This is a genomic window from Anaerotruncus rubiinfantis, from assembly GCF_900078395.1.
Lineage (GTDB): Bacteria > Bacillota > Clostridia > Oscillospirales > Ruminococcaceae > Anaerotruncus > Anaerotruncus rubiinfantis.
Genome location: NZ_FKLA01000009.1, coordinates 214,842 through 240,765, shown reverse-complemented (window position 1 = coordinate 240,765; position 25,924 = coordinate 214,842). Strand labels below are relative to the sequence as shown.

The window sequence follows — 25,924 nt, the reverse complement described above, 5'->3', positions numbered from 1 at the left end:
ACTTATCATTCTCAATCTGAAAATGGCAAGTGCCTGTTAAAGTTCCATATCCTGTTGTTTGTGTTTCGTCTGCGCCGGGGCGTTTTTCTGTGCTCTCTTCTCGTCAGCCTTATCCTGCAAGACTTCTTTGAGGGGCTGCTTCTTGGGCGGCTCTTTGCTTTCCTCTGTGCCGGGTGTGGCTTTCCGTACCCAGTAGCGGATGTCCCACAGCTTCTTCAAATCTTCCTGCACCTCGGTCAACGGTACTTTCAAGTCTGCGATTTCGTCCACAAGCTTCGCCTGTTCCTGCAAAAGCTCCTTTTTCGTGCTGTCCTTATCGTCCGGGTGCTTGGCAAGGTAGGCACTGGCTTTCTCAAACCGGGCAACCTCCGGGTGTTCCAGCTTGAATTTTTCCTTAGTTTTCTTGAAAAATATCTTCTGGTATTTCTCATAAACGGGCTTACATTCCTTACAGTCCGTCCGGGCGGCAAGGATAGCGTCAATCACGTTGCTGCGGGTTTCCTTTGGCTTCATCTGCTTTCGGTAGTCGGCGGCAGATTTCCCGGACGTTTCTATAAAGTTTTCCAAATCCTCCACGGTGGAAAGTCCCTTTCTCTGGAGATAGGACAGGGCTTCGCTGACTGCCTTTAAGTCTTTGGAAGTCCCCCGGCTTTGTCCCGCCCGTGTCCAGCTGCTCCGTTCTGCCTTTCGTATCTCCATATACTTCATCAGCAGATTGGGAAGAAAGACCGCTTCCTCCGCAGCTTTTTGGGCAAGCAGTTCATTCCGCTTTTCGCTAAGCTCCGCAATCCAGCCTTTGAGATTTTTAATAAGCTGCCGGATGGACTTCATCAAACTATTGGCGGCTTTGATTTCTCGGTTCAGGTTGCCGATGTTCGTCTGAATCCCACGCTTTTCCATCTGCCGGACAGCAGCCCCTTCATGGACGGTAGGGATAATATCAAGCCCCTGTCTTTCGTAAGAACGGAGATCTACTCGTTCCGGGCGGTTGTTGGCTTCCAGATAGCGGTTTTGGATGACCTCCCATTCATGCCGCCAGATTTCGCCATATTTGCGGTCGTTCCAGTCAACCGTATCTTCCTTGTGGCTTTTCCACCTGCCGGACGGGAGCTTGATTCGTTCCCCGTTCTTATCAAGTTCATAGACCTTGCGGCTCTTGGGAAGCCATTTCCCACGCTCATCCATTGCCCGCATGGTCAGCATGACATGGGCGTGTGGGTTTCCGTCCCCTTTGTCATGGATGGCAAAATCCACGCACATTCCTTTGGAAACAAACTGCTGGCGGCAGAAATCCCGTACAAGGGCGGCGTACTGGTCGGGCGGTATCTCTCTGGGAATGGAAAGCACCCACCGCCTTGCAAGCTGGGAGTTCCATTGCTTCTCAACAGCTTCGGCAGCGTTCCAGAGGGTGTTGCGGTCTGTGTACTCCAGGGGAGCGTTTGCCGGGAGCAGGATTTCATTGTGGACGATACCACGCTTTTCCGGGTAGTGTTTTACTTCCTGGTCATATTCACAGAACAGCTTTTCGCCGCTCTGGTAAGCAGCGGCGGCAACCGCAGACTGGCGGTGGCTGCGCTGCACAATAGAGATTTCGTTGTGTGGACAGGGCATTTTGTGTTCCTCCTTTCCGTTTTTGGACATAGAAAAAGCAGGATACCTTTTCAGATTTCCTGCTTGTTGTGCCGCTGGGGGCGGCGGGTATTTAGTAATACATTTACATAGTTTTGTGCAAGTACAAAAGTCGCACAATAAATACAATTTGTCCAATAGCATAAGCCCCAATAATAGTGAAACATGGGACTACTGTCATATATCCGGTGAAAATCAAAGCAAAAATAGAAACAGCAATCGTAACATTCATTACCTTGAAGCCACTTGCCATAGCAGCATTACTAAGCGAAATATTTCTCTCGTCATTTTCCTCTATTTCCATTTCTTTGGTTTTCTTAACGAACAAGTCGCACACACCAGATACAATCAGCAAAATTCCAATGAGAGATGTACCTACTACTATTAAGTCGGGACGTGGCACAGGTATTATTTCATGTACTCCCAAACCGTATGTTAGCAATCCTCCCAGTAGAATAATCATTCCTGTAACTGTCATTAAAATCAACAACCTTTTTTTCATAATCAATCCTCCTCGTAAATAAAAATTTCTTCAATACTCATGTTGAAATATCTGGCAATCTTAAATGCCAACTGAATAGATGGGTTATAGCGTCCGTTTTCCAAAGAGCCGATGGTCTGTCGTGATACTTCCAATGCATTTGCTAAATCTTCTTGCTTTATGCCTCGTTGCTTTCGTAATTCTTCCAGGCGATTTTTCATGTCATCCTCCTCTCTTATGGAAAGTTAACTTTCCATGCTTCCATTATATCACATAGTTCTTTTATGTCAAGTTAGCTTTCCATTTGCATTATATTTTATGAAACTTATCGGCTGGGAACAGCTTGCAACGCAAGGTGTCCCCAGATGGCAAGTCCACAAAAGGGTAGCTGGCGGCAGCCAGCGCAGGGGAAGCGTAGCGTCCCCTGTATGATTTGGAGCAGACCTTGACTGCGGAAAATCACAGCCCTCCGGCAAGGAGCCTTCGGAGAACGCAATGCACCAACCTCTGGGTGGTGTATAATTGCGCCCTTAGTAAACTAAGGGGTTTCCGGCTTCTCCCGTTCCAGCAGTTTTTTCAATAGTTCCTGCGTGTCCTGCCTGTGAAAAATGAGTTTCAACAACAGCATGACATCATCATCTGTCAGGCGTTCCGGCTCTTGCAGAAAACTTTCCAGCATACCGCCACGGGTACAGAGCCGGTGCGTTCGTTCCTTTCGGGTAAGCTGCTTTAACTGGTACTGCAATGCCTTTTCATCATTGATGGCTTTCCGCAGTTTCTTTTCGCTTTTCTCCAGCTCCCAGTTGAGTTTTTCCAGCTTTGAGGTCTCAGGCAAGGGCAGCGTCCTCCTTTCCCGGTATCAGCACATAAATCCGGTTTGGTTCTCCCACGCCCTGACGCACCCGCATGATAAGCCCAGCGGTTTCCAGTTCATTCAGAGAACGCTTGACCGTCATGGAGTTGCGGGACAGGACTGTAGCAATGGCTGTGACAGGGAAGCAGACAAACAGGATTCCGTTTTCGTCCTCCTGCCCTTTGGATAGCATAGCGTCCAGCATCCGGCAGTACATGACCTTTGCGGTGCTGCTGACTGGAAATCCTGTCAACGCTATGGGAAATGGCATACACGGCGGCAATGGTGTGTCTATCGTCATAAATTCAAAATTCATTCGGTGTGTTCCTCCTTTTTCTTTGCTCGTTTGGATAAATAACGGGGGCAGTCAACCACAACCGCCCGGAAGCTCTGCCTGCACCCATGCTGGCATTTCCGGCATAATTCGTTGTAAGTGACACGCCCCCGGTCATTGAGGTAAAAGGAAAGCTCATGCTTCCTCTTTTTGCTCATTCTCGGCATATTGCGCTTCCTCCCGTTTTTGTGTATGGTTTCGGGGCGATTTTCGGCAAAATTACGGTCATAGAGCCGCTTAAAATCTCCCGAAGTATCAGCGATAGGGTAGACTATCCCCCTATCAGATTGTCGTGTTTCGGTATCATTTCGGTGTCAGTTCGCCAGTTCTCCCCGGTGTCGTTCCTCCCCTGAATCTCACAGCGGCGTATCGCTCCCTTTGGTACGCTCGTTTCGGTCAGGGTTCCTCCATATCCCTGCCAAAAGTCATGGCGCTACATCGCCGGGGAAGCATATCCCACACAGGCTGGTCATTCGATTGGAATAATCCATCGATGAACTACCTGTATCATAGAACATTTTTGTGCCCTGTGCCGTATATCCACAAAGTAGGAATCAGGGGGAAAATCAGAAATTTCCACGATTGCGGAAAGTGTGATATAATCCAGTTAAACGGCAGAAATAAAACCACCGGAAAGGAGCGTGCGCCCATGAAAGTTGCAACAAGCATACAGGAACGCCTTTGGGAACTCCGCAAAGACAAAGGCTTAAATCTGGAAGAACTATCAAAGCTGACGGGCATTTCTAAATCAGCCCTTGGCAGTTATGAAAAAGAGGATTATAAGGAAATCAATCATGGCAACCTTATCACGCTGGCAGACTTCTATGGGGTTTCCGTCGATTATCTGCTGTGCCGGACAGAGAACAGGGAGCAGATCAACACGCCACTGACGGAGCTGCATTTGAACGATGAGATGGTGGCACTGCTGAAAAGCGGTCGGATTAACAACCGTCTGCTCTGCGAACTTGCCACCCATAAGGACTTTATCAAGTTTCTTGCGGACATTGAGATTTATGTGGACGGGATTGCCACCATGCAAATCCAAAATCTCAACTCCCTTGTTGATACCGTCCGGCATGAAATTATTGAACGGTATCGCCCCGGCGAAGATGACCCGCATTTGAAGGTGCTGCAAGCCGCACATATCAGTGATGATGAGTATTTCAGTCACATGGTTCTGGATGACCTCAACCTGATTATCCGGGATATTCGGGAATTCCACAAAAAGGACAGCGAGAGTGCGCCCCAAACTACCGTTGCCGATGAACTGAAAGAAAATCTGGAAGCGGTCGAAAATTTCAAGGGCAGTCGAGATGAAAAACTGGTTATCCTTTACTGCAAGCAGCTTGGTATCAACTATAAAAACCTGTCAGAAGAAGAATTTCGCTGGTTCATTCGTATTCTCAAAAAATCAAAGAAAATGGGAACGCCTATCAGCCAGAGGAAAAAACGGTAAAGGAAAACCGCTGTTGCATGGTTTGTTGGATTCCATGTAGCAGCGGTTTGTGCTGTGGTTATTATTTCATTCGTTTTCTTAATATTCGGCGATAATTTGTTTCTCCCTTTGGTGCGTCCTGTATAATTTCCAACACACCATCTTCAAGCATTTTATCAATGCGATTGGAAATCCATACATCACTAATTCCAAGTTGATATTTTCCTAAAACATTACCTATGACAATAGCCATTTTGAATTGCTCTGGCTGTTCCGCAATTTCACGAAGAATGAAACTATCATATATATCTTCTGAAACGCTTTGCAATTTACCATTTAACATTGCACGCAAAGGTGCATTTTCATTTTGAAGTTGATTCCATTTCATAGTACAAGCTGAAAGAAATACAGGATTAGCTTTCTCTTGTAGAGTTATATAGTTTCCCCATTCGCCAGGAGAGACCTCGCCCCATGCTATTTTGGATGTCATAGTATTTTCTTTTCCATATTCCCATGTAGGTAACTTAACCAAATAAATTGTTGTCTGGCAGTTTAATGGTTGAAGTTGTTTCATAAGCCAATACATACCACAAAGCTCATCTGGATTATAGCTATACCAAATGCGAATTTCTTCCCCAGCTACATATCGTTCAATCACTGAGGTCAATGTAGTTTTAATTTTCTGTATTTTTTCTTCAACCTGATAATCTAAATCCTCTACAAAGCAGACAGACAGCATTTTCTTGAAAATATTTTTCCGCTGTTCGCCAATTCCATTATCAGAAATATCTCCCACACTAAGAACCATATCAAAACAATAAACATCACTGCTCTTGCCTCCCAATGGAATAGCATTCTCCCAAGCAATGCGTTCTTGTTCCTGTGCTTGAAGCTGTGCCTTTTTCATTTCATCTGAAGATGGAACACTCCCGTCTTCGTGCCTCATAAATATTGAAACAGCACTTCCTCTATACTTTCCCTTGCCGTAAGTTTGGGCAATTTTCAAACTTCCACAGGCACTTTCACCAAATACAATTTCAATCATCTTATATACCTCCGATTTAATTGCTCCCGTTATGAATAAATCATCTCATACAAAACAATTTCTTCTGCCCTGTTGTGAATGTTATTGCAACGCTGCACCCATTCCATTTGTCGGGTACACTTCAATTCCTCTGTCACGCCCTCGGTAGCTTTCATCTGCTCCATGATAGTGTCTAACCGTTTTTGTGCCTGTTCATTCAGGTCTGCAAGATATGTCAACAATTCTCCGGTCAGTATCAATGTATTCAATCTGGCTGGGTGGACTTCTCTTAAATATTCCCGGTGCATTCGTCCGTACTTTCCGATAGGGCGGTGTTCCTCCGGCAGTTTCAAGCCTGGAATGTAGTAATCTCCGACAAGGATATAATCAATTCCGTTTTCCGTTATTCTTGGTTTCAATTCGCTCATGTTCCTTACCTCCTGTGGAAGCAGGCTCGTCTGGTACTAACTCAATCACATCAGTAATCTCACAATTCAGAGTTTCACAGATACGGGCTAATGTATCCATGCTGATGTGCTTTCCCTCTTTGCTCATGTTGGCAATCATATTTGTTGTCATACCAGCAGCAAGCCTTAAATCCTCTTTTCTCATATCACGCTCTAACAGTGTGTGCCAGAGTGGTTTATAGCTGATGTGCATATTGTTTTCCTGCCTTTCTATCCATACCACCGGGGCGGTTGCCCCGGCAGGAACTTTTCTCTTATTATAACACCAATCTTGTGAAATCACAATTTATTCTAGTAGCCTGCCGCTGATACCGTCTGGATTGTGCATTCCCTTTCTTTTTGTTCCCTTTAATTAGCCATGAACTGGATCATGCCTTGTGATACTGCATAATTAAAAACACTGGACACAAAGGACAGGATGTTCTTGATCGTCTTAGGGGAGAGTGCGCCGCCTGTGCGCTCGTTGATTCCATCCTCACCAAGGTTCAAAATGAACTTTTGTATCATCCGGGTGGTGATGTCGCCAATTTTCAAGTGACCAAGGGCGGTATAAACGCGCTGTTCTTGCTTGTGGTAGCCGTCTACAGTGCGCGCTTTCAATTTGGCCTCCGCGTACTCTTTGAACCACTGTTCCGCAAAGGCTTTAAACTTGATGTTACTGTCGGCTACGGCCCCAGTGCGGCATTCTTCCTCAAAGAGAACGGCTTGCCTCTGCAATTCCTTCTCGATCTGACGGTCGGTCATGCCGGCAGCGGGCGACCATGTTTTATAATAACGCTTTTGCTTGCCTTTGGACAGATAGCCGGTCGACACGGTGATCTGATAAGAAACGCCGGTCTTGCCTTCAATCTTTCGGATGTTCGCCATTTGATGCACCTTCTTTATTTATCAAAGCGTTTATAAAGTCCCCGAAGTCATTTTTCATCTCACCAAACAGATAGCGAGCCGTTTCACGCGGAGGCAGGCTGATCCTTCCATCTTCCAGATGGCTGAAAGAATAAGCGTAATCCGCCGCTTCGTCAAATGCGACATTGGGCACGATAGACCGTTTTGCCTCCAAATAAAGTTCCAGCCTTGCAGCGATAGACCAGGGCATGCCACTGGCGATAAACTGATTGATGACCTTTAAGGCCGTCTCCTTCTCGTCTGATACACAGAACGCGAGCATTTGGATGGCCGCATCGGTTAAACCGGTCGCTTTACTGATTTCGATATTGTCCGTTTTGCGGGTGTCCGTAACACCTAACAGCCAATCCGTGCTCACTTCACAGCGCTGTGCGATATCTCGCAGAGTGAGCGCGTCCGGGATACGTTCCCCATTTTCATAAAACCCAATGGTAGCACGGGCGATCCCCAAATGCTTGGCATATTCTACTTGCGTCATGTGTAGCTCTTTTCGCAACAGCTTGAAGCGTTCCTGAAATTCTGGAAGCCTGCTTTTGTTTTCCGATTCGGTCATGGTTACTACCTCAATTCTCGTTTTTGTAGAATGTTGTTTTTGAATCCTTCAAATATTGATATAATCTGCTGTTGTAGTATATAATGATTATAGCATCCTACAAATGAAGATTCAACAACAAATTTATTAGGAGGGTAAAATAATGACGAATCGTGAAATCAGGTTGGCTGCGGCAGACGCGGGCGTGAAGCTCTGGCAGATCGCGGACAAGCTCGGAATCACAGACAGTAGCTTTTCCCGAAAGCTCCGCAAGGAGTTCACCACGGAGGAAAAGGAGCGCATCTGGCAGATTATCGCGGAGCTGAAAGGCGGTGCGGCGAATGGCTGAAATCCCGCGCATGGTTACGATCAAGGAAGCCGCCAAAGCAACCGGCCTCGCGGAACACCATGTCCGGCAGCTCGTTCTGTCGGGCCGGGTGGTGGCAGTGAAAGCAGGGAAAAAGTATCTGGTCAATCTGGACAGGCTGATTGAATACCTCAACACTGCGCATGTTGGGGACGATATGGGCGAGCAGTACGGAAAGATCAGGCCGGTTGACAGGAGGGCAGTATGAATTTAATGGATTTGATCCCGGTCGGCGCGGAACACGCTGTCCCGGCGAAGCGCTTAGCAAACCTAGCGGGCTGTAAAAGCGTTCGGGAGCTGCAACATGAATTACATAACCTCCGGTGCCGGGGCGCGGTCATTTGCAGCACCACGGAGAACGGCGGCGGGTACTATCAGCCCGCCAACGAGCAGGAACTTCGGCAGTTTGTCCGCTCCATGCGAAGCCGGGCCAAGAAGATCAAGCAGGCGATCCGGGCGGCGGAGAAGATGCTGGCCGACTACAATATGTAGGCGAGGTGAACGTTACGGCCAGACCAAAAAAATCAGGGTTAGATTATTTTCCACATGATGTGGATGCGACAACCGACCCGAAATTAGAACCGGCGATCATGCGCTATGGCGCGGCGGCTTATGCCTTCTATTTTATCCACCTGGAATACTGCTACCGATCGGAAGATTTGAGCATTGATGTTTCTGCGACAGAAACAGGGGAAGAAATGAGGCAGGTAATATGCAGAAAGTTGCAGATATCCGAAAATGACTATGCATGCATACTGCAATCACTACTTCGACATGGTGCATTTGATGCGAAAATCTATGCAGAGAGCGGAAAATTGACAAGTGCCGGGATTCAAAAGAGGGCCGCAAAGGTGCTTGAAAAGCGGGCTCGTGAGAATGAGCGATATAAAAACATTTCTGTCGCAGAAACCGACCAAGAAACTATGGCAGAAACGCCACAAAGCAAAGCAAATAAAAGAAAAGAAGATATATATTGTGCATTCTTCGAAAAGGTGTGGCAGCTCTACCCCAATAAGCGCGGAAAAGGGCAGGTAAAGGAAGCGCAGAAGCGGCGGCTATATGAGATCGGCTATGAACAGATGGAACGGTGCATTCAACGGTATAAGGCGGCGTTGGAAGCGGAGGAATGGCGGCAGGCACAAAACAGGAGCACATTTTTCAATTCCGGTTATGTGGATTATCTGGATGAAAATTACACCGAGCCGGAAGCCGGGAAAGGGATCTGCGGCATGAGGTTTGCGAACTAGGAGGGCAGCGGCATGAACGAATTCGATTTTGCGCGGTCGTTTTTACGGCCCTATAAGACCAAGGGGGATGAGATCATTCCGCAATATTGCCCGATCTGTCACGGCGGCGACCACCGCGACAAAGAAACCTTTGCGCTTAATTACCGTGAGCATGTTTATAACTGTCGGCGTGGTTCCTGCGACGCGCACGGCCACTTCACGCAATTATGCAAGGCGTTCGGGGTTGAAGCGGATCGGGAGGAGTTCAGCACTCCGCCGGTCAGGAGGACATACAGGCGGCCAACGGTGAAAGCTGCGCCGCCTACTGACCAAGTGGCGGAGTATCTCCATCTGCGGGGCCTCACAGATACAACCGTAAGGGCGTTTGATATATCGTCAAGCGATGGCTCCATTCTGTTCCCGTTTTACCGGAACGCAGAGGATGCGGAGAATAAAGCGCCCACCTTCATCAAGTACCGTAAGCCTCAAAAGATTGAGAAGGGCGAACGGAAGATGTGGAGGGAGAAGGACACGGAGCCGATTTTATTTGGCATGCACCTGTGCGATTCGAATGATCCGACGCTTTATATTTTTGAGGGAGAATTTGACGCAATGTGCGGCTATCAGGCATCGGGGTTAAACTGCGTGTCGGTTCCGAGCGGGTGCGAAGATTTTACCTGGCTGGAGACCTGCGAAGAATGGCTGCGGCGGTTTGAGGTGGTCGCGGTGTTTGCCGACAACGACGAAGCGGGCAGGAAAATGCTTTCAGAGCTTTCCCGGAAACTTGATATAAAAGTGCTTCAACCAGAATTTTCACTTTACTGTGGCTGCAAGGATGCAAACGAAATCCTTGTGAAGATGGGCGCGGCCGCGATAAAGACAATCATGGAGACGATGAAGCCTGTGGCGGTGCAGGGCCTTTTAAATCTGGCTGATGTGCAGAATGTAGATATGGCGGATATGCCCCGCGCGTTAACCGGAATCAAGGCGTTAGACCGGATGACGGGAGGCATGTTCTACGGCGACTTGTCTGTCTGGACAGGAAAGCGTGGCGAAGGAAAGAGCACCCTTCTGACGCAGTTGTTATTAAATTCAGTCAACTCCGGTATAAACGTTTGTATCTACTCTGGGGAAATCCCCGCAGACCGGTTAAAATATGGAATCAATCTGCAAGCCGCAGGGAGCCAGTACATCCAAACCCGTAAAGATTTGGTGGTCGACAGGACAATTAGCTATGTACCGGGAGAATATTTGAAAAAAATTCAGCAGTGGTACAATGGGAAAATATGGGTATACGACAATAAGATCATCAAGACCGACGAGACGACAGAAATCCTTAAAATCTTCGAGTTGGCATATAAACGCTATGACTGCAAGGTGTTCCTGGTGGACAATCTCATGACGGTAAACAGCACGGCCAAAGACCGGGATATCATGCAAATGCAGGCTGACTTTACAGTCAGGCTCCGAAAGCTGGCAGATAAGCTGGGCGTACATATTCATTTGGTGGTGCATCCGCGAAAGACAGATGGTGTAATAAAAGACAGTGACAGCGTGTCGGGGCTGGGGACGATCACGAACATAGCGTGCAACGTGTTCAACGTCCACCGCTGTACAGAGGAAGAACAGCAAAAGCTGCAATGCGGCACTGTGGTTATGTGCCTCAAGAACCGGGCTTACGGTGAGCTGGAAAATGTCCGTCTGGACTACAACCCATATTCCAAGCGTTTTGTAGAGCTGGGAGAAGCCGAAACTTTATATGCATGGATGAATGAGCAGATTTATGAGACCGAGCGGGAAGCACCGCCGTTTTGACAGGAGGATTAATATGGAACGTCAAGTAAATTTTATTTGTCCGCTGCTTGCGATTGGGACGATCCGGAGAAATGATAAGCCTTTCTGCATGGGTGAGCGCTGCGCATGGTGGGACGGCGAACAGTGCGCGGTTGTGGGGATCAGCAGGGCGACCTTTGAGGCCGGGATATCATACAGGCGGTGATCGATGCACCCGGGGCGACTAGAAAAGTACAGGGATAGCAGGCGACACCGAGAGTCTCAGTTCTTCACAGTAAAATTTCCCCACGGGAATTTAAAATCTCATTTTGGGGCTTTCCCATAAATGGCAGGGGCCTTGTGGTGTTGGTGATTATGGTTAGCCGCTTGCCCGCTACCGGGGGGATGCCCCCCATTGTGGGTACTATTTGGCTATCTTGTCCCCTACATTCGGTCATTTCGGACACCCTAAAAAAAGGGCATTCGGAGATTTCGAGACCCTAAAAAGAAAGTTGGCAAAGGACCGGCAATGAAAAGACCTTCTATGGTAGCGGGTGCAGCGCGAGGCCGCAACGGGGATCATTGCAAAGAGGTTACCAAGTTGGGTATACCTTCGCAGGTGTCCACAATGAGAGTCCCCGCGCCTGGTAACAGTGGGAGAACAGGAACAAAACAGGCGTTTTTTGAAGCTGGTACACGCGTGATCGTAGGTTAAGGTGAGTTTATTAACACGATACGCGCGCGAGTATTTCCCCACTGTAAAAAGTTGATGAATACTTTCTCATTGTAAAAAGGGACAAGGTTTACGCAAGGTATCCAAAAGATGTTATTCCTATCACCGACTAAACGGAAAAATGGCGCAAAGGCCTTCTCTCTCAGCTTCTTTTAAGTATTCCGATGTCTCCATAAAAGACATTTCTAAGTCTCTTTTCGGTTCGAGTTAGGAATAATTAAAAAGTCACCATGTATTAGGTTGCCTACTTATCGTATAGGAGAGAAACCGGTGAAATGAAAACAGTCCGCAGATGCCGAGACGTGGATTCTGTGGGCTTAGATGCCATACGATTATAGGTGTATTTCACAACTATTGTTGTTAACATGAAGAAAATTATAACAATAGTTCTAGGCTGATAGTCCGGACTTGTATCTGTCTTGTATTTTCTTGCGCTTTCCCTAATCCTTGCAAATTTACGAAAAAGGTATGCCTTTCGTTCATGAAAAGCATACCTTTTTCAGTACCTTTATAAAATCAGACTTTCTGACATAGGACAACCTCAAAATGTTGGACAGCCTACAAAGACTGCTCAATGCGCGGAGATGGTCAGAGTCCTCAGGGCGATTGTAGAGAACCATCCGGGCTCCTGGTCTGGGTCCAAACCGTCACCGATGTATTGCAGGGAAACTTTGCAGCAGCAGCTTCGTCTATATCTACACCTAGTCCTGGCACTTCATTGGGATACACATACCCCTTTTCCTGGCGAAGCATACCCGGAAATACCTCCAGCAACGCCTTTCCGCTTCCATTGAGTTCATGAAGAATAAAGTTAGGGGCATGGATACCCGACCACTCTTGAATGCCGAAGTTCTCCGCAGATAGATCGAGGTGAATGTTGACAGCATGGCCAATGGGACTCATGTCCCCAGGGCCGTGCCAAGCTGTTTTGACACCGTACATTGAGGCAAAATTCTGCACCTTCAGCGCCGGGGTGATGCCACCAATCTGGCTAGGGTGGATGCGGATATAGTCAACCAATTGCCCTTCGATCACTTTTTTCCATTCCGCAGGATGACTAAACAGCTCGCCCTGAGCGACAGGTGTGATGGTATGTTTTCGCCACATTTGCAGCCATTCGATTCGCTCAGAACAGAAGGGGTCTTCCAAAAACAGCATATGGCAGTGTTCGAGACTTCGCGCCAAACGGATTGCATCCATCGGCTGCAACCGGCTGTGTATATCGTGGCAAAGACCGATGTTGTCTCCCAGCCTGCTCCGTAACTCATCAAAGAGCGCCACTGTGTCCGGGATATATCGTTCTGGATCAAGATAGACGCCAGGGTATGAATTTTTAGGTGCGCTCAGCGGAGCCGCGGCGAACCCGTCTCCGCCATAACCACCACATTGGCACCGAACATTATGTACACCCTGCTCTTGGAACGCGAGGATGCGGTCGCATAACTCTTCAATGTTACGCCCCTCGGCATGGCGATAAATCTGTACGCCCTCCCGCTGCTTACCACCGAACAGTTGATACAAAGGCAACCCTGCCATTTTAGCCTTAATATCCCATAGTGCCATATCCACACCAGAAATCGCGTTGTTCTGAATGGGTCCACCGCGCCAATAGGCATTGTAATTCATCAGCTGCCATAGTTGGGTTACATCGGCCACATTTCGACCTATAAGTAAAGGGGCCAGATAATCGTCGACGACACTCTTGACAGCTAGATGTCTGTAAGCGAAGGTGGCGCACCCTAGACCGTACAGTTCTGGCTCTGAAGTTTCGACCTTGACAACCACAAGATTAATCCCTTCAGGCGCTGTTAGAATCGTTCTGATATTGCGAATTGTAACAGACATATTTGTTCCTTTTCCGGGAAACTGAAAATCAGGGCTCACTGTGCAAAAAAGCCTTTTCGTCATCTCCTACACTGCTTTCATATTGCAGGTCATCGATTGCCTTTTGCAGGTGGTTATACATCATACGCTTTGCCTGCACATTGTCTCGCGCCTCAATGGCCCGCAAAATCAGTGTGTGGTAGTAGATGCCATCCTTATATCCAAACAGCTCGTTAAAGTATTGAGCACTTTCCTGCTTTTGCTGGAAAGCAGTATGGAGAGCATCGGCTAGCATGGGGTTGCCGGTAGCACGCGCAATTTCCTCGTGAAACAGCAGGTCATAGCGAACAAAATCCTCAGGGACTCCGACCGCTTCCTTCATTTCACCGAAATAAAACCGCATGCGCTCCCGCTGATCTTCGTTGGCACGCTCAGCGGCCAATCCACAGCATTCCGGCTCTAGGACGATCCGAAATTCCAGTATCTGTTGCAGCGTAAAAAAGTCGTATGTTTTTCCTGCTTTTCGCACAGTAACAAAATTACTTAGATCGTCCGAGATTAAAAACGTCCCCTTACCGTGGCGGCTTTCCATCACACCCAACCCAACAAACTGTTGGATTGCTGCCCGTATACTGGAGCGGCTAACCTCTAGTTCCTTGGTCAAGGCTGGCTCAGAGGGAATCTTATTACCAATTTTCCAGTTTCCGCTTTGAATATTATTTATAAAATACTCCACAACCTGTTTTGTTACGTTTTGGCCTGTGCTCACTGGTTTATGCTCCTTTTGCGTTATTAATCTCCTATACTATCAGTATCATACTGCCTGCGCAAACAAATTACAAGTTACTACGTGGAATCGATAATTTTATTTTGCGAGCTCCAATATTTCCATCAATTCTTTTTTATGTAGCGGGATATAGGAACTCAGGGTTATGGTATCATCACGGGTCGTCATACTGGCCAGCATTTCAATGTTCTCCGCTCCAATCCTTAACTCGCTAAGACGAGTGGGCATCCCCAAACTATGAAAGAATGCTTCGCAGGCATCAATGCCTAGTTTTGCGGTCTTTTCGGGGTGTTCGAAGTCGGTTTCGATACCCCACAGGCGGGTGGCAATGCGGGCAAATCTCTGAATATCATACTGCATCACATAACGGCAGTAGGATGGGAAGATAACTGATAATGCTGCGCCATGTGCCACATGGTCGAACGCGCCACCGATATCCAGACTGAGCTTGTGAGGTGCCCATCCACCAGCGCGGCCAAGGCCTGTTAGCGCATTATGTGAAAGACTTCCAGACCACATCAGTGTCGCGCGCGCCTCGTAGTTATCAGGTTGTTCAAGCGCGTCATGGGCGACCTCTTTCACTGCAATTAACACTGCTTCGGCAATACGATCGGTTGGCTCACAGTTCTTTTCGGGGGTGAAATAGCGCTCGAAGGTGTGCATCATAATGTCGACGATGCCACAGGCAGTCTGATAACGATCCACAGAATAGGTGTTTTCCGGATTAAGGAACGAGACTAGTGGGCGCAGTAGGTCATGGTTAAATCCGCGCTTAGAATTAACGGCGGGATTTGAGATGACGTGGCTGTTGCTGGTTTCACTACCAGCCGCTGCAATGGTGAGGACAGTCCCCACTGGCATGGCCTTTTCCGGCATGATGTTTTTCTCAATCATCACCCAGGGATCTATATTGTTGGCGATACCGATAGAAATGCTCTTGCAGGTATCGATGACACTGCCGCCACCGACCGCTAGTAGAAAATCGATCTTCTTTTCGCGGACAATCTCCATCCCCTCGTAAACCTTATCAATCTTAGGGTTAGGCTCCACACCGCCGAGCTCAGTGTAGGATAGGCCGCTTTTCTTCAGGCTATCCTCCACCTTGCCTAGTAGGCCGTTGCGTTTGATACTGCCACCGCCGTAGACAATTAGTACATTGCCATAGCCGTAGTCCTGAATCACGGGACCTATTTTTTCTTCGAGTTCTTTTCCGAAGTATATTTTTGTGGGTGAGTAAAATTCGAAATTTAGCATTGTGTAACCTTCCTTAATATAAACTTATGCAGTTCCCATTACCAAATTAGGCAGTGTCATGGATATTGCCGGAATATATGTTACTAATAACAGGACAAGAATCATAGCAGCATAGAACGGCAGGATGCCTCTTATAGCCTGCTCGATTTTGATCTTACCTACAGCACATCCGGCAAAAAGGACACTGCCAACAGGTGGAGTACAGGCGCCTATAGCCAGATTCACCAGCATGATAATACCAAACTGAATAGGATCCATTCTAAGTTCCAGCACCACCGGCAGCAAGATAGGCGTTGTAATCACAATCAGTGGTGCGACATCCATGATACAGCCGAGGAAAAGCAGCAACAGGTTGATTAGGATAAGTAGCACGATCGGATTACTGGATACAGTCAATAGCGCTTCGGTAACCATGGCAGGAATCCGCAGATAGCTCATCAACCAGCAGAAGCCGTTGGCCGCTGCGATAATGGCCAGTATCATTGCTAATGTACGGATCGTACGGCCTAGAATACGCCACATTTCTGAAAGGGGAATTTCTCGGTAGACGAAGAAAGTGACAATGAAAGCATATAGGCACGCAATTGCTGCGGACTCTGTTGCGGTGAACAGGCCAGTGGAAACGCCCAGCATGATGATAATAATCGTAAAAATGCCTAGTATGCCATCCCGGATGATTTTGACAGATTCCCGAAGGCCATATTTCCGCCCCTTGGGGTAGCCGCGCTTGATAGTGATTATGTATGTAATAATCATCAGCGCGACCATAAGCAGTAATCCTGGAACCACGCCGGCCAAGAACATTTTGCCTGTGGAAACGCCACCTGCCGCCAGCGCATAAATAACCATGTTGTGGCTAGGTGGGATGATCATGCTTTGGGTAGCACTGGTGACCGTGACATTGACGGCGAAATCTCGGTCATATCCTTGTTTTTCCATCATGGGAATCATCAGCGCTCCAATAGATGAAACATCTGCAGAAGGGGAGCCGGAAATACCACCCAAAAAGGTAGATGAGACCACATTAACCTGCGCAAGGCCGCCTCGGAAACGCCCTACCATGATATCTGCGACCGCTACAAGGCGGTTAGCGATTCCTCCGGCACCCATGATCTCACCGGCTAGTATGAAAAATGGAATAGCTAAGAACGAAAAGGACTGAACACCTTGGGCCATACGCTGAAAGATAGTGAGGACCGGAGCACCAATATATAGAGTGGTGCAAATAGAGGATGCAATTAGGCAATAGGTAATAGGTACTCTCAGCAAAATGAGCCCTAGGAAGATTCCAAATAGGATGATTATTGCAATGGTTGTGTTCATTTTGCCCCACCTTCCTTCTGCTTGCCTTCAATGAATTCTCGAGTTTGACTCGTCTCATGCCTTCCTAACAGCTTACCAATCAGCACGAAACAGCTTAGCGCACCGCCCACGCCGATCATCAGGTAGGTGACTGAGGTGGGAAGCTGTGTGACCGGCAGCTTAGAGATACTGGTAAATTTCATAAGTTGGAAACCACTGTTGAACATGAAAAAGCTGATAAACAAAAGTGTCAGGTCATCTAAGATATTTAGAAGGCGCCGACCGGTTTTTGGTAGCCAAGCGCAGAATACCTCAATGCGAATATGCAGATCATCTTTGATACCGATGGCCATGGAAAGGAAAGTGATGTAGATCATCAGGATGAGGACAACCTCTTCGCACCATCTGATATTGTAGTTGAAAATTGCTCGCAGGAATACCTGTGACGTAACCACGACTACCATAAAAAACAACATGATCCGGCAGAGATATTCGGCGATTTGAAAAAGGGTTTCCACCGCTTTTTCAAAATATAATAATATCTTCAAGATTTCACTCCTTATACGTGTCCCACCACAACAAGGATTTTGTGGAAGACGGTTGTCGCTGGCTATAATGCGGCCGCAGCTTCAATCGCTGCAATCAATTCGGAAAGGTTCGCACCATATTGGTCGTAAACCGGCTGGACAGCTGTCCGGAAGGCTTCCCGGGTCGTATCGTCTGGATCATATATAGTGACTCCGCCTTCAATAAGCTTCTTCATTGATTCCTCCACGCCGTTGTTCCAAAGCTCACGTTGTTTGATGGTGCAGGTTGCCATTGCGTCGCGGATAATCTGTTGATCCGCTGCGTCGATGGAATCCCATACAGTGGCGCTGGCAACGACCATTTCCGGCATAGTGTTGTGGTTGTCGAGAATCAGATAGGGGGCAACTTCATACCAACTGTAGGAATAGTAGATGTTTACGTTATTTTCCGCACCGTCCACAACGCCCGTTTGCAACGCGCTGTACACCTCGCTGCCAGAAACTGAAATTGAATTACAGCCAAGTGAATCACACAGCGCCATCATCAGGTCACTGGACTGGACGCGTACCTTCATGTTCTTCATGTCCTCCACACTGTTGATGGGTGTCTTAGAAAAGAAGCAACGACTGCCGTTGTCCATAAATCCGATGCCCTCCATGTTAGCATCACGCAGTTTGTCAAGCATCATGGAGCCAAAATCGCTTTCCAGCACCTTCCACATCTCGGCCTGGCCCTTGAAAATGTAGGGCATGGCGAACACCTGGTAATCGGGCACTATATTCGCCAGAGGAGCGACGCTGATTTTGCAAAAGTCGATTGCGCCGAATGTCAGCTGCTCTAAGTATGCACTTTCATCCCCCAATTGGGAGTTGTCATAGATGTCAATTTTAATGCGGCCTTCGGATTTGTCGAAAACATCGTCGACAAATCCCTGCAATGCGATGCTGGTTGGATAATCTGCCGCAAAGTCGGTCGCCAGACGGAAGACGCGGGTGTTCGCCGAATTTGTGGACGCTGTTTCCGACGCGGAAGCATCAGCGCCTACGCCCCCTGACGAGGAGGCACTACTCCCAGCTGTGGAGCCTGAACAACCAGATATACTGATGATGAGTGTAATTGCCAGCAAAATGGGTAACAACTTTTTCATATTGCTTCTCCTTTGACAATGATTTTTTAGTGCCTGTGCCAACAACTTGTATGACGTGTGTGGTGATATTATTTTTGAACAAAAGAAAGCAAATGTCAATATCATATAAAAATTTTGTATAAAATACTAAATTTAAAAATAAATATATATCAATTTATCCAAAAAACAATTAAATAAACAATAATATAATATTTTTACTTGATTTTTTTAAACTTTACTTTACAATATAACTTGTATGATGTGTTTGGTTTTTCGAATCAGCTTGCTACATACATGAGGAGGAATATTCAGATGAGCCAGGCAGCCTGTCCCTATTGTAAGAAAGATGAATCTCTTGAAAAGTTTGCGATTGAAATTACTCAGATGCGTGTGTCCACACTTTATCTATTCAAAGAGCAAAGCCACAAAGGTCGGATCGTCGTGGCATATAATGGGCATGTCGGTGATTTGACGGAGTTGAACGAATCTGAGCGCAACGATTTTTTCGCGGATGTGGCACAAGCTTCTACTGCCATTCAAAAGGCATTTGCACCCGACAAAGTGAACTATGGTGCCTATGGGGACACCATGCATCATTTGCATTTCCATCTTGTACCTAAATATCAAAATGAATATGAGTGGGGTGGTTGCTTTGAAGGGAATCCGGGCCTTGTATATTTGTCCGAAAGTAAATATCACGATTTGATTAAAACACTTTTATTATATCTTTGAATTTGTTGGGTTAAGGTCTATCCAAAACGTATCCATATCGAGTGTAAGACTTATTAGGAAGAAAAGATTTTGCTTTGTTTAGTTACTGAATGATATGATAGCGGCGGTAACCAACTAAAAATATAAATGTTAACAAAGCGTAAATACCAATTCGCTTGATATTTCTTTACCAGGCCGGGAGGATGACGGAATCACATTGCTTGACGCGCTGGAAAGCCCGGAGCCGTCACCGGCTAAACGGATAGAAAACGGTGAATTGTAGGAGCAGTTGAGGGCAGCGATAGGCACATTATCCCCACGGCAGAAAGAGATCATCCGGCTGCGGTACATAGACGGGATGAAGCTGCGCGAGATAGCCGAGCGGATAGGGATATCCCATCAGGGAGTGCTCAGCGCGGAGCGTCACGCATTGGAGAAGCTGAGAAAATCTTTGCGGGCCGCGCCTCCATCGAATGCAATCAGGTTGACCTAAAGGGTCTACAGACCGAGCTTGCGGAGATCGACGAGAACCTTGTGCGACACAACCTGAACCACATCGACGAAGCAGATCAGCTTTTGCGGCGCAAGGAGATTTACGAAGAGCTGCATCCAGAGACAAGGCAGACAAACCAAGGAGGGGCATTCCGAGGAAACCAATATACAAAAGTGGTCACGGAAACCGCTTCCGGGACCAAATCATTTTCAGTGGATACGGCTGCAAAGACCGGAATTACAGAGAGGGCCGTTAGAGGCAAAATTCAGGTCGCAAAGAACCTGACCCCGGAGGTTAAAGAGGTCATTCGGGATAAGGACATCAGCGAACGAAACGCGGCGAAGCTTGCGCGGATCAAAGACGAGGACAAGCAGAAAGAGGCGGCGAAAAGGCCCTTCCAACCTTGTTGTTTCCACTTTTGATAAAGGTTACGGCCAGACCGCCTAAAGGCCGCTACGCGGGCTTGCAAGCCGTCCACGCGCTAAGATATGGCTTTGTCACAACCGAAAACATATATTTGGCAGAGAGTTTTTATCTGATGGACACTGTAAGCCTGTCTTACCCCGTCGTGGGATGACAAAATGTTACCTCATCGATTCAAGCTGAAGATCACACCATCACCGGCTAACCGGGACAAAATCGGTATTTCTATTGCCCTCAGCTTATCAGTGCGACCGACACGATGTCGCCCGCATAACGAATTCCTTTGGCGTGGATTATGCCCCGGTCATTTTTGCCCCCCTTAAACAACGGTAACAGTTGCCGTTGTTCAAGGTTCGACCGACACGGTATCGCCCGAAGGTTATTCGATTAAAACGAAACCGTTTCGTTCTGATATTCTGGTGGGCTCTGCTCCTTGTGGCAGAAAGTCTCTTTGTGGGCACGCCCGTCATTTTTGGCGAGCGTCACCGATGCGGTTTCGCTCACGCTGATAGCAGGAGCGAACAACCGACAATCTGTCGTCTATTCCCGGTGCAGCAGTTCGACGGCAACAGTTGCCGCCGAATTACAGCGACGAACCCGGATTCCGCTGCGACCGAAAAATTTTCGTTTGCATGGTTAAGTGACATCGTGTCGGTTGAGCAGCATGTGAGAGAACCCGTTTCGACGGCATCTGGCGTGTCTCTGTCGCAACGGCAACTGTCGCCGCATACCCAAAATATAAAAACAACGGGCAACCCACGGAGGGAAGCCCGCTTTCTTTAATTCCTAGGAAGATTAAGCACACAGACGGCACGAGATTCACACATGGAAAAAAGTATGGGAACCCGTCGGGAAAGATTGATCCCGCTGATAATCACATTGTGAGAATCCAAAAGCAGTTTATCGATAAATCCACAGAGCATTTTTTGTGTAGCTGTACGACCTTTCAAAAAATCGATATCTTCAATGACCACGTTTTTAGCATTAAGTCTCTCGCATGACTTCCGGCCCAATAGGTAATCAATAACAGATTCTGATGTCAAAAACAGTGTGTCGGCTTTCTTGTAGCTGGACGCTATCAGCCGCGTTTTTCCACTACTGCTTTTTCCCTGAATAAATGTCAACTGACCTTTCATTTTGATACCTCACAACAGATAATAAGGCGAAAAATGGCGCTAAGATCATCACCTAGCGCCATCTGCTTTATTGAGCCTTTTTATACAATGGAATCTTGACTTCGATCTGTGCATCCTCTGCCCAGTCCAGCAGGGTATTAACAGATGCGCGTGTGACTTTGGTATCCTCTTTCAAAATTTCTAAATCCTCTTGCATTTTGTCAAGTCTAGCGTCTACTTGGTCGAACCGTGCGTCAACGGAATCTAAGCGCTTGTTAGTTGCCTCTTGCCCTTCTTTTAAGGATTTCAATTCCAAAAGGATCTGCTGAAAAATATCCTGCTCCATAATTTTAACCTCCTACCTGTGAATCTGATTATACCACGTTAAGGATTAGCCCACAATGGGCGATATTGCCAAAAGAAAACGGTTATTCTTCCGGTTCATATTCGAGAATATCTCCCGGTTGGCAGTTCAACAGTTTGCAGATTTTGGACACATTATCAAGTGAAATCATCCGGCCATCTCTCAAGGCCTGAATGACCCCTTCGGAAAGCAGTTTCTCTCGACGTAACTTTGTGGTATTAAATCCGTTTTCTTTAAGTGCAGCCAACACATTGATTTTGTACCGAATGGGTATTGTCTCCACATCCTTTCTATTTGGGAATTTTTATTAGGGCTTTCTTTTCCACTGTAGAGAGTATAACATAGCATTACACGTATTTCAGTGTAAAACATGGACTAAATAGCACATGGATAATTGTGTAATAAATCAATAGAAATTATTACACAGAAAGTGCGGGGCTTTTGACACTGCCGGACTTCATTGCATCATGGCCCGCGCTGGAAATGATCTTTGAAGCATTCTCCCGATAGTATTGTTGAATTCATCCAGACAGGTTATAATAAAGGTGTCCTATAGGGATGGAACTGTAGAAAAAGCTGTCCTGGGAAGCGTAAAACTGCAAATCCAATGCGCCTCAAAAATCGAGGAGGGAAATGTGTGAATTCAAAACAAATTTCTGAATATTCCGGGGGAAGCTTAGGCCCGGAGACATCCGAACAGCAAGTCCGTGCGGTACGGCAAAGGGCTTTGCTGCGCCAAGGCGGGAAATGCCTATTAACTTTCACTCTGAACATTCCTGAGTCGAATAAATGCTCTCCTCTGGCGAAAAAGGGGATCGAAGAAGGGATTCGGGAAATTGAGATCGCACTGGACCCTCGGGTAATCTTGAAGCAAAAGCGTTATGAAACGGCAGCGGGATATGAAGCTGATCTTCTATTGGACATGCCGGCTTCCGAGGTAAAGCGGCGGATGGTTTGTCTGGAGGACCGACACCCAATCGGCGATCTGTTCCATCTGGAGGTATTCGAAAACAATGGGGAGCTGTGTACCCGCAAAAAATTGGGGCTGCCGCAGCGAAAACGCCTGCCGTGCAGTTTGCCTGCCAGTGACTGCACTGGAAACCACACCTATGCTTCGGAAACCTCGCGGCGGGAGACGGCTTGCCTTTTGGCGGGATATTTCCAGAAAAAATGGGCAAATCAAATTGCCGCATGTGCCACACGGGCACTTTTATATGAGGTGGGAACAACGCCCAAGCCCGGCTTGGTAGACCGAAATAATTCCGGTTCGCACATCGATATGGATATCTTCACCTTTTTTGACAGCAGCGCCGCACTGACTCCTTGGTTTCAGGCTTTTGCCGAACTCGGCTTGCAGTGGTGCGACTGTCCGCCACACACGGTCTTTTTGCAGGCAAGGTACATAGGCGAACGGGCGGAGCGTGCCATGTTTGCGGCCACCGGAGGGGTCAATACGCACAAGGGGTTGATCTTTTCCCTGGGCCTATTGTGTACAGCTGCAGGGATGCTCTGCGGCAGAGGAGGGACGCGGGATTCGGAAACGCTTACGGCTCTGTGCGGACAGCTAGCGAAAGGGGCTTTAGATGACTTCTCCGAATTGCCTCAAAAAGGGGGGCTCTCACATGGGGAACGCATTTATCAGACCCACCGCATTACCGGTGCACGCGGGGAAGCCGCAGCGGCATTTCCCTCCGTGCGGCATTATGGCCTTCCGGCACTTAAAAAGGCGCTGCGCGAGAATTTCTCCATCAACGATGCAGCCGTCATCACGCTGATGACATTGATTGCAAATGTGCAGGACACCAATATGATCGCCCGATCTGACATCCAGACACAGGAACAGGTCCAGAGGGAGATCAAAGCACTTCTGGACACGCTGGATAGAGAACATTTGAACGCGCAGATAGCAAGACTTGATCAAGCCTTTATCGAAAAGCACCTCAGCCCGGGTGGGTGCGCGGACCTTTTAACCATCACACTGATGCTCCATTTTTGGGAGGAATGCAGTTGAATTTCCATTCTCTTGTGTTGTGTGGGAATGCCTGCCATTCCCTGGTGTGTAAAATCTAGGATTGCTCATCAGGCGGCAACTATGATATACTGTTACTATTCAAACACAGTAAGGAGGGGGCCTATGGAAGAACAGGTATACCAGCCATCAAATGACGACTATGACGGCATCGGTTATTATGCCCTTCGGCTTGCAATGACGCGCACATTGGCAGAAGAAATGGCGCTCAAACAGGAATACCTCACGGGCGGTCTGAGTGTCGTTGTTACGGAGGCCGGCGGCAGCACCAAAAAGGATTTCCAGCAGAAAACAAGCCGCGCCGTGCTGGGCGCGGCGATGAACGCGGGGCTGGTTAAAAAATCTTCCTACGAAATCCATGCCCTGCTCCACGCGACCGAGGAGGCAAAGCGCGGAGCGATTATCAATACGTCTTCGGAGGCGAATTTAGCGGTAAAAATTGCAATCGTACGCAAATCTCATTGGATTGCCGTGGCAATCTTTGGAGAGTCCGCCATTCATCCCATGACAAGTCACGAACGTTGTGGCCTGGGTGTGATGAATATCTGAGCGTTCTGCACACCTTACAATGAAGCGTCGGATTTTTTGTCTTTTTCGTCAATTTTCAAGCTTCCTCTTGACTTCCTTTTCCACATGCTGTATGATGTGGAAAAAGACAGAGTGTCTTTTATGAGAGTAATAGTTTCTAAGTGAATTTTAAGAGGACATCCAGCGCTCATCCGATAAAGAACAGGTTTTTATCTGTGAAATAGAGAGTTTGAGAGAACAGAAATTTTTTCTGTTCTCTCTTTTTTTGAGATCGGTGCGGCAGCTGTCAGCCATTTTTGTCGTATCACAATATTACAGAATGGAGAGATTGTATGAATCCGGTTTCTTATGCTTTGTTCGCCTATGTTTTGACTGCGGTCATTTCTTTTGTAGTCACTGGAATTATTGTGGTTATCAACCACGTGATGAGCCACAGTGATAGGTCGGAGGAGAATTGATATGGAATGGTTACTGTCACTCTTCCCAGGCATTGGAACATTTTTTGCAGTGGAACCTGCGATTGCTGTTGCGCGGATCTTTCTTATCTGTTTTGGCTTTCTTCTCGCATATATGGGCTTCCAGCGGAAATTGGAGCCTCTGATTATGGTCCCGATGGGGATCGGTATGATCTGCGTCAACGCGGGCGTTTTGTTTCTGGACGGCGGAGTGATCGGTACGCTGATTCTCGACCCGCTTGTCAGCGAACCCAGTGCGTTAATCAACATCCTGCAGATCAATTGCCTGCAGCCAATCTATAACCTGATGTTTTCCAACGGTCTGATCGCATGCCTTGTATTCATGGGCATCGGTGCTCGCAGCGAAATCAGTTTCCTGCTCGCCCGGCCCTGGACCAGCATCACAATCGCCCTTTTTGCTGAACTGGGCACTTTCGTCTCCTTTATCGCAGGTACACTCTTTTTGGGATTGGGCGCCGGGCAAGCGGCGGCGATTGCCACGATCGGCGGAGCCGACGGACCGATGGTGCTGTTTTCCTCCCTTATTATGGCCCCGGAACTATTTGTTCCCATCTCGATTATCGCCTATTTGTATCTGAGCCTCACCTATGGAGGATATCCCTACCTCATCCGCCTGTTGGTCCCCAAGAAATATCGGGGAATTGATGTTGAGGTCTATCCGCCCGAGGTGCCGCAAAAAACAAAGTTCATTTTTATCGTCACAATCTGTGCTGTGCTTTGTCTGCTGCTTCCGATGGCCGCTCCGCTCATTATGTCTTTCTTTATCGGGGTGGCAATCAAAGAGGCGGAAATCGGTCCCTATCAGGAGATGCTGGAAAATGGGATCACCTATGTTTCCACATTCTTTTTGGGACTGACGCTGGGAGCGCTCTGCGAAGCGTCCACTATTCTGAACCCCGTAGTTATCAAAATATTAATCCTGGGGATTCTTGCCCTTTTGATATCCGGTATCGGCGGGCTCCTGGGCGGCTGGGTCTTTTATAAAATCAACAAGGGTAACTTTAATCCTGTCATTGGAATCGCAGGAGTCTCCTGCGTCCCCACCACGGCAAAGCTGGCGCAGCACGCAGCGGAAGAGGAGAACCCCTTTGCGATGATCCTACCCCTGGCCATGGGCGCCAATATCAGCGGCGTGATTACAAGCGCGATTGCCGCGGGTGTATTTATCACAACCATTTCGCTGGTCATTTGACAGAGAGGAGAA

33 protein-coding genes are annotated in these 25,924 nt (G+C 47.6%); 13 read left to right on the top strand and 20 right to left on the bottom strand.

Annotated elements, in window-relative coordinates; translation table 11 throughout:
- Positions 1–36: 36 nt before the first annotated feature.
- The 6 genes from mobQ to BN4275_RS06560 all read right to left on the bottom strand — a co-directional run bounded on the left by mobQ (position 37) and on the right by BN4275_RS06560 (position 3,464).
- Positions 37–1,611 (bottom strand): MobQ family relaxase, encoded by a 1,575-nt coding sequence (mobQ, locus tag BN4275_RS06585; RefSeq protein WP_002595105.1) that lies wholly within the window; start codon positions 1,609–1,611, stop codon positions 37–39.
- A 103-nt stretch (positions 1,612–1,714) separates the two neighbouring features.
- Positions 1,715–2,131, bottom strand: a complete 417-nt coding sequence (locus tag BN4275_RS06580; RefSeq protein ID WP_066455713.1) for a hypothetical protein — start codon at positions 2,129–2,131, stop codon at positions 1,715–1,717.
- 2 nt (positions 2,132–2,133) lie between these two features.
- Positions 2,134–2,331 carry a helix-turn-helix transcriptional regulator gene (locus BN4275_RS06575; RefSeq protein ID WP_002595107.1) on the bottom strand — a complete coding sequence of 66 codons (198 nt, stop codon included), beginning with the start codon at positions 2,329–2,331 and terminating at the stop codon, positions 2,134–2,136.
- Between the two features lie 317 nt (positions 2,332–2,648).
- Positions 2,649–2,945: a DUF3847 domain-containing protein gene (locus tag BN4275_RS06570; RefSeq protein ID WP_002592121.1), complete on the bottom strand. Its 297-nt coding sequence runs from the start codon at positions 2,943–2,945 to the stop codon at positions 2,649–2,651.
- Positions 2,938–3,279: a replication initiator protein A gene (locus BN4275_RS06565; protein WP_002595108.1), complete on the bottom strand. Its 342-nt coding sequence runs from the start codon at positions 3,277–3,279 to the stop codon at positions 2,938–2,940. Before BN4275_RS06565 ends, BN4275_RS06570 begins: the two co-directional genes overlap by 8 nt.
- Positions 3,276–3,464 carry a hypothetical protein gene (locus tag BN4275_RS06560; RefSeq protein ID WP_002592123.1) on the bottom strand — a complete coding sequence of 63 codons (189 nt, stop codon included), beginning with the start codon at positions 3,462–3,464 and terminating at the stop codon, positions 3,276–3,278. The genes BN4275_RS06565 and BN4275_RS06560 overlap by 4 nt, the downstream gene beginning before the upstream one ends.
- Before the next feature lie 482 nt (positions 3,465–3,946).
- Here BN4275_RS06560 and BN4275_RS06555 point away from each other — a divergent pair, with 482 nt between their 5' ends.
- Positions 3,947–4,753 (top strand): helix-turn-helix domain-containing protein, encoded by an 807-nt coding sequence (locus BN4275_RS06555; RefSeq protein ID WP_008372835.1) that lies wholly within the window; start codon positions 3,947–3,949, stop codon positions 4,751–4,753.
- Positions 4,754–4,814: 61 nt separating this feature from the next.
- On the opposite strand, the gene BN4275_RS06550 is transcribed toward BN4275_RS06555, so the two are convergent.
- The 5 genes from BN4275_RS06550 to BN4275_RS06530 all read right to left on the bottom strand — a co-directional run bounded on the left by BN4275_RS06550 (position 4,815) and on the right by BN4275_RS06530 (position 7,682).
- Positions 4,815–5,777 carry a DUF3658 domain-containing protein gene (locus tag BN4275_RS06550; protein ID WP_005601707.1) on the bottom strand — a complete coding sequence of 321 codons (963 nt, stop codon included), beginning with the start codon at positions 5,775–5,777 and terminating at the stop codon, positions 4,815–4,817.
- A 29-nt stretch (positions 5,778–5,806) separates the two neighbouring features.
- Positions 5,807–6,184 carry a TnpV protein gene (locus BN4275_RS06545; protein ID WP_005335912.1) on the bottom strand — a complete coding sequence of 126 codons (378 nt, stop codon included), beginning with the start codon at positions 6,182–6,184 and terminating at the stop codon, positions 5,807–5,809.
- On the bottom strand, positions 6,144–6,506 hold the full coding sequence (locus BN4275_RS06540) for a helix-turn-helix domain-containing protein (protein ID WP_005335920.1): 363 nt from the start codon (positions 6,504–6,506) through the stop codon (positions 6,144–6,146). The genes BN4275_RS06545 and BN4275_RS06540 overlap by 41 nt, the downstream gene beginning before the upstream one ends.
- Before the next feature lie 65 nt (positions 6,507–6,571).
- Entirely contained in the window at positions 6,572–7,090 is a 519-nt protein-coding gene (locus tag BN4275_RS06535) for a phage integrase central domain-containing protein (RefSeq protein ID WP_066455712.1), read from the bottom strand.
- Complete coding sequence (locus BN4275_RS06530; RefSeq protein WP_066455709.1) at positions 7,068–7,682, bottom strand: helix-turn-helix domain-containing protein; 615 nt, start codon at positions 7,680–7,682, stop codon at positions 7,068–7,070. Before BN4275_RS06530 ends, BN4275_RS06535 begins: the two co-directional genes overlap by 23 nt.
- Before the next feature lie 142 nt (positions 7,683–7,824).
- Between BN4275_RS06530 and BN4275_RS06525 the strand changes: the two genes are divergently transcribed.
- The 6 genes from BN4275_RS06525 to BN4275_RS17250 are packed head-to-tail and all read left to right on the top strand — an operon-like array spanning position 7,825 to position 11,253.
- The gene (locus BN4275_RS06525) at positions 7,825–8,010 is read left to right on the top strand and encodes a hypothetical protein (protein WP_066455706.1); all 186 of its coding nucleotides are present in this window, start codon (positions 7,825–7,827) and stop codon (positions 8,008–8,010) included.
- Positions 8,003–8,236, top strand: a complete 234-nt coding sequence (locus tag BN4275_RS06520) for a helix-turn-helix domain-containing protein (protein ID WP_079988125.1) — start codon at positions 8,003–8,005, stop codon at positions 8,234–8,236. The genes BN4275_RS06525 and BN4275_RS06520 overlap by 8 nt, the downstream gene beginning before the upstream one ends.
- Positions 8,233–8,520 carry a hypothetical protein gene (locus tag BN4275_RS17470; protein ID WP_066455703.1) on the top strand — a complete coding sequence of 96 codons (288 nt, stop codon included), beginning with the start codon at positions 8,233–8,235 and terminating at the stop codon, positions 8,518–8,520. Before BN4275_RS06520 ends, BN4275_RS17470 begins: the two co-directional genes overlap by 4 nt.
- A gap of 5 nt (positions 8,521–8,525) precedes the next feature.
- Positions 8,526–9,275 (top strand): DUF4373 domain-containing protein, encoded by a 750-nt coding sequence (locus BN4275_RS06510; RefSeq protein WP_079988124.1) that lies wholly within the window; start codon positions 8,526–8,528, stop codon positions 9,273–9,275.
- Positions 9,276–9,287: 12 nt separating this feature from the next.
- On the top strand, positions 9,288–11,069 hold the full coding sequence (locus tag BN4275_RS06505) for a bifunctional DNA primase/helicase (RefSeq protein ID WP_066455699.1): 1,782 nt from the start codon (positions 9,288–9,290) through the stop codon (positions 11,067–11,069).
- Positions 11,070–11,082: 13 nt separating this feature from the next.
- On the top strand, positions 11,083–11,253 hold the full coding sequence (locus BN4275_RS17250; protein WP_154018844.1) for a hypothetical protein: 171 nt from the start codon (positions 11,083–11,085) through the stop codon (positions 11,251–11,253).
- Positions 11,254–12,357: 1,104 nt separating this feature from the next.
- Here the strand turns inward: BN4275_RS17250 and BN4275_RS06500 are convergent.
- From BN4275_RS06500 to BN4275_RS06475, 6 genes are all read right to left on the bottom strand, one after another.
- Complete coding sequence (locus tag BN4275_RS06500; protein ID WP_066460252.1) at positions 12,358–13,605, bottom strand: enolase C-terminal domain-like protein; 1,248 nt, start codon at positions 13,603–13,605, stop codon at positions 12,358–12,360.
- 28 nt (positions 13,606–13,633) lie between these two features.
- Positions 13,634–14,353 (bottom strand): FadR/GntR family transcriptional regulator, encoded by a 720-nt coding sequence (locus BN4275_RS06495; protein WP_066455697.1) that lies wholly within the window; start codon positions 14,351–14,353, stop codon positions 13,634–13,636.
- Positions 14,354–14,449: 96 nt separating this feature from the next.
- The gene (locus BN4275_RS06490) at positions 14,450–15,625 is read right to left on the bottom strand and encodes an iron-containing alcohol dehydrogenase (RefSeq protein WP_066455694.1); all 1,176 of its coding nucleotides are present in this window, start codon (positions 15,623–15,625) and stop codon (positions 14,450–14,452) included.
- A gap of 24 nt (positions 15,626–15,649) precedes the next feature.
- On the bottom strand, positions 15,650–16,948 hold the full coding sequence (locus BN4275_RS06485; protein ID WP_066455692.1) for a TRAP transporter large permease: 1,299 nt from the start codon (positions 16,946–16,948) through the stop codon (positions 15,650–15,652).
- Positions 16,945–17,475 carry a TRAP transporter small permease gene (locus BN4275_RS06480; protein ID WP_066455691.1) on the bottom strand — a complete coding sequence of 177 codons (531 nt, stop codon included), beginning with the start codon at positions 17,473–17,475 and terminating at the stop codon, positions 16,945–16,947. Before BN4275_RS06480 ends, BN4275_RS06485 begins: the two co-directional genes overlap by 4 nt.
- Positions 17,476–17,537: 62 nt before the next feature.
- A complete protein-coding gene (locus BN4275_RS06475; protein WP_066455687.1) occupies positions 17,538–18,602 on the bottom strand; it encodes a TRAP transporter substrate-binding protein in 1,065 nt (354 codons plus the stop codon).
- Between the two features lie 291 nt (positions 18,603–18,893).
- Between BN4275_RS06475 and BN4275_RS06470 the strand changes: the two genes are divergently transcribed.
- From BN4275_RS06470 to BN4275_RS06460, 3 genes are all read left to right on the top strand, one after another.
- Complete coding sequence (locus tag BN4275_RS06470; protein ID WP_066455685.1) at positions 18,894–19,313, top strand: HIT family protein; 420 nt, start codon at positions 18,894–18,896, stop codon at positions 19,311–19,313.
- Between the two features lie 268 nt (positions 19,314–19,581).
- A complete protein-coding gene (locus tag BN4275_RS17900) occupies positions 19,582–19,785 on the top strand; it encodes an RNA polymerase sigma factor (protein WP_066455683.1) in 204 nt (67 codons plus the stop codon).
- Between the two features lie 41 nt (positions 19,786–19,826).
- Positions 19,827–20,207 carry a ParB-like helix-turn-helix domain-containing protein gene (locus BN4275_RS06460; RefSeq protein WP_066455677.1) on the top strand — a complete coding sequence of 127 codons (381 nt, stop codon included), beginning with the start codon at positions 19,827–19,829 and terminating at the stop codon, positions 20,205–20,207.
- A 780-nt stretch (positions 20,208–20,987) separates the two neighbouring features.
- On the opposite strand, the gene BN4275_RS06455 is transcribed toward BN4275_RS06460, so the two are convergent.
- The 3 genes from BN4275_RS06455 to BN4275_RS17000 form a co-directional block, all read right to left on the bottom strand.
- A complete protein-coding gene (locus BN4275_RS06455) occupies positions 20,988–21,344 on the bottom strand; it encodes a hypothetical protein (RefSeq protein WP_066455674.1) in 357 nt (118 codons plus the stop codon).
- A 67-nt stretch (positions 21,345–21,411) separates the two neighbouring features.
- A complete protein-coding gene (locus BN4275_RS06450) occupies positions 21,412–21,669 on the bottom strand; it encodes a hypothetical protein (RefSeq protein ID WP_066455671.1) in 258 nt (85 codons plus the stop codon).
- An 82-nt stretch (positions 21,670–21,751) separates the two neighbouring features.
- On the bottom strand, positions 21,752–21,937 hold the full coding sequence (locus tag BN4275_RS17000) for a helix-turn-helix domain-containing protein (protein ID WP_242863583.1): 186 nt from the start codon (positions 21,935–21,937) through the stop codon (positions 21,752–21,754).
- 387 nt (positions 21,938–22,324) lie between these two features.
- Between BN4275_RS17000 and citG the strand changes: the two genes are divergently transcribed.
- From citG to madB, 3 genes are all read left to right on the top strand, one after another.
- Complete coding sequence (gene citG / locus BN4275_RS06445) at positions 22,325–23,698, top strand: triphosphoribosyl-dephospho-CoA synthase CitG (protein WP_161940187.1); 1,374 nt, start codon at positions 22,325–22,327, stop codon at positions 23,696–23,698.
- Between the two features lie 123 nt (positions 23,699–23,821).
- On the top strand, positions 23,822–24,265 hold the full coding sequence (locus BN4275_RS06440) for a HutP family protein (RefSeq protein ID WP_066455668.1): 444 nt from the start codon (positions 23,822–23,824) through the stop codon (positions 24,263–24,265).
- A gap of 438 nt (positions 24,266–24,703) precedes the next feature.
- On the top strand, positions 24,704–25,912 hold the full coding sequence (gene madB, locus BN4275_RS06435) for a Na+-transporting malonate decarboxylase, carboxybiotin decarboxylase subunit (protein WP_066455665.1): 1,209 nt from the start codon (positions 24,704–24,706) through the stop codon (positions 25,910–25,912).
- Positions 25,913–25,924 lie beyond the last annotated feature (12 nt).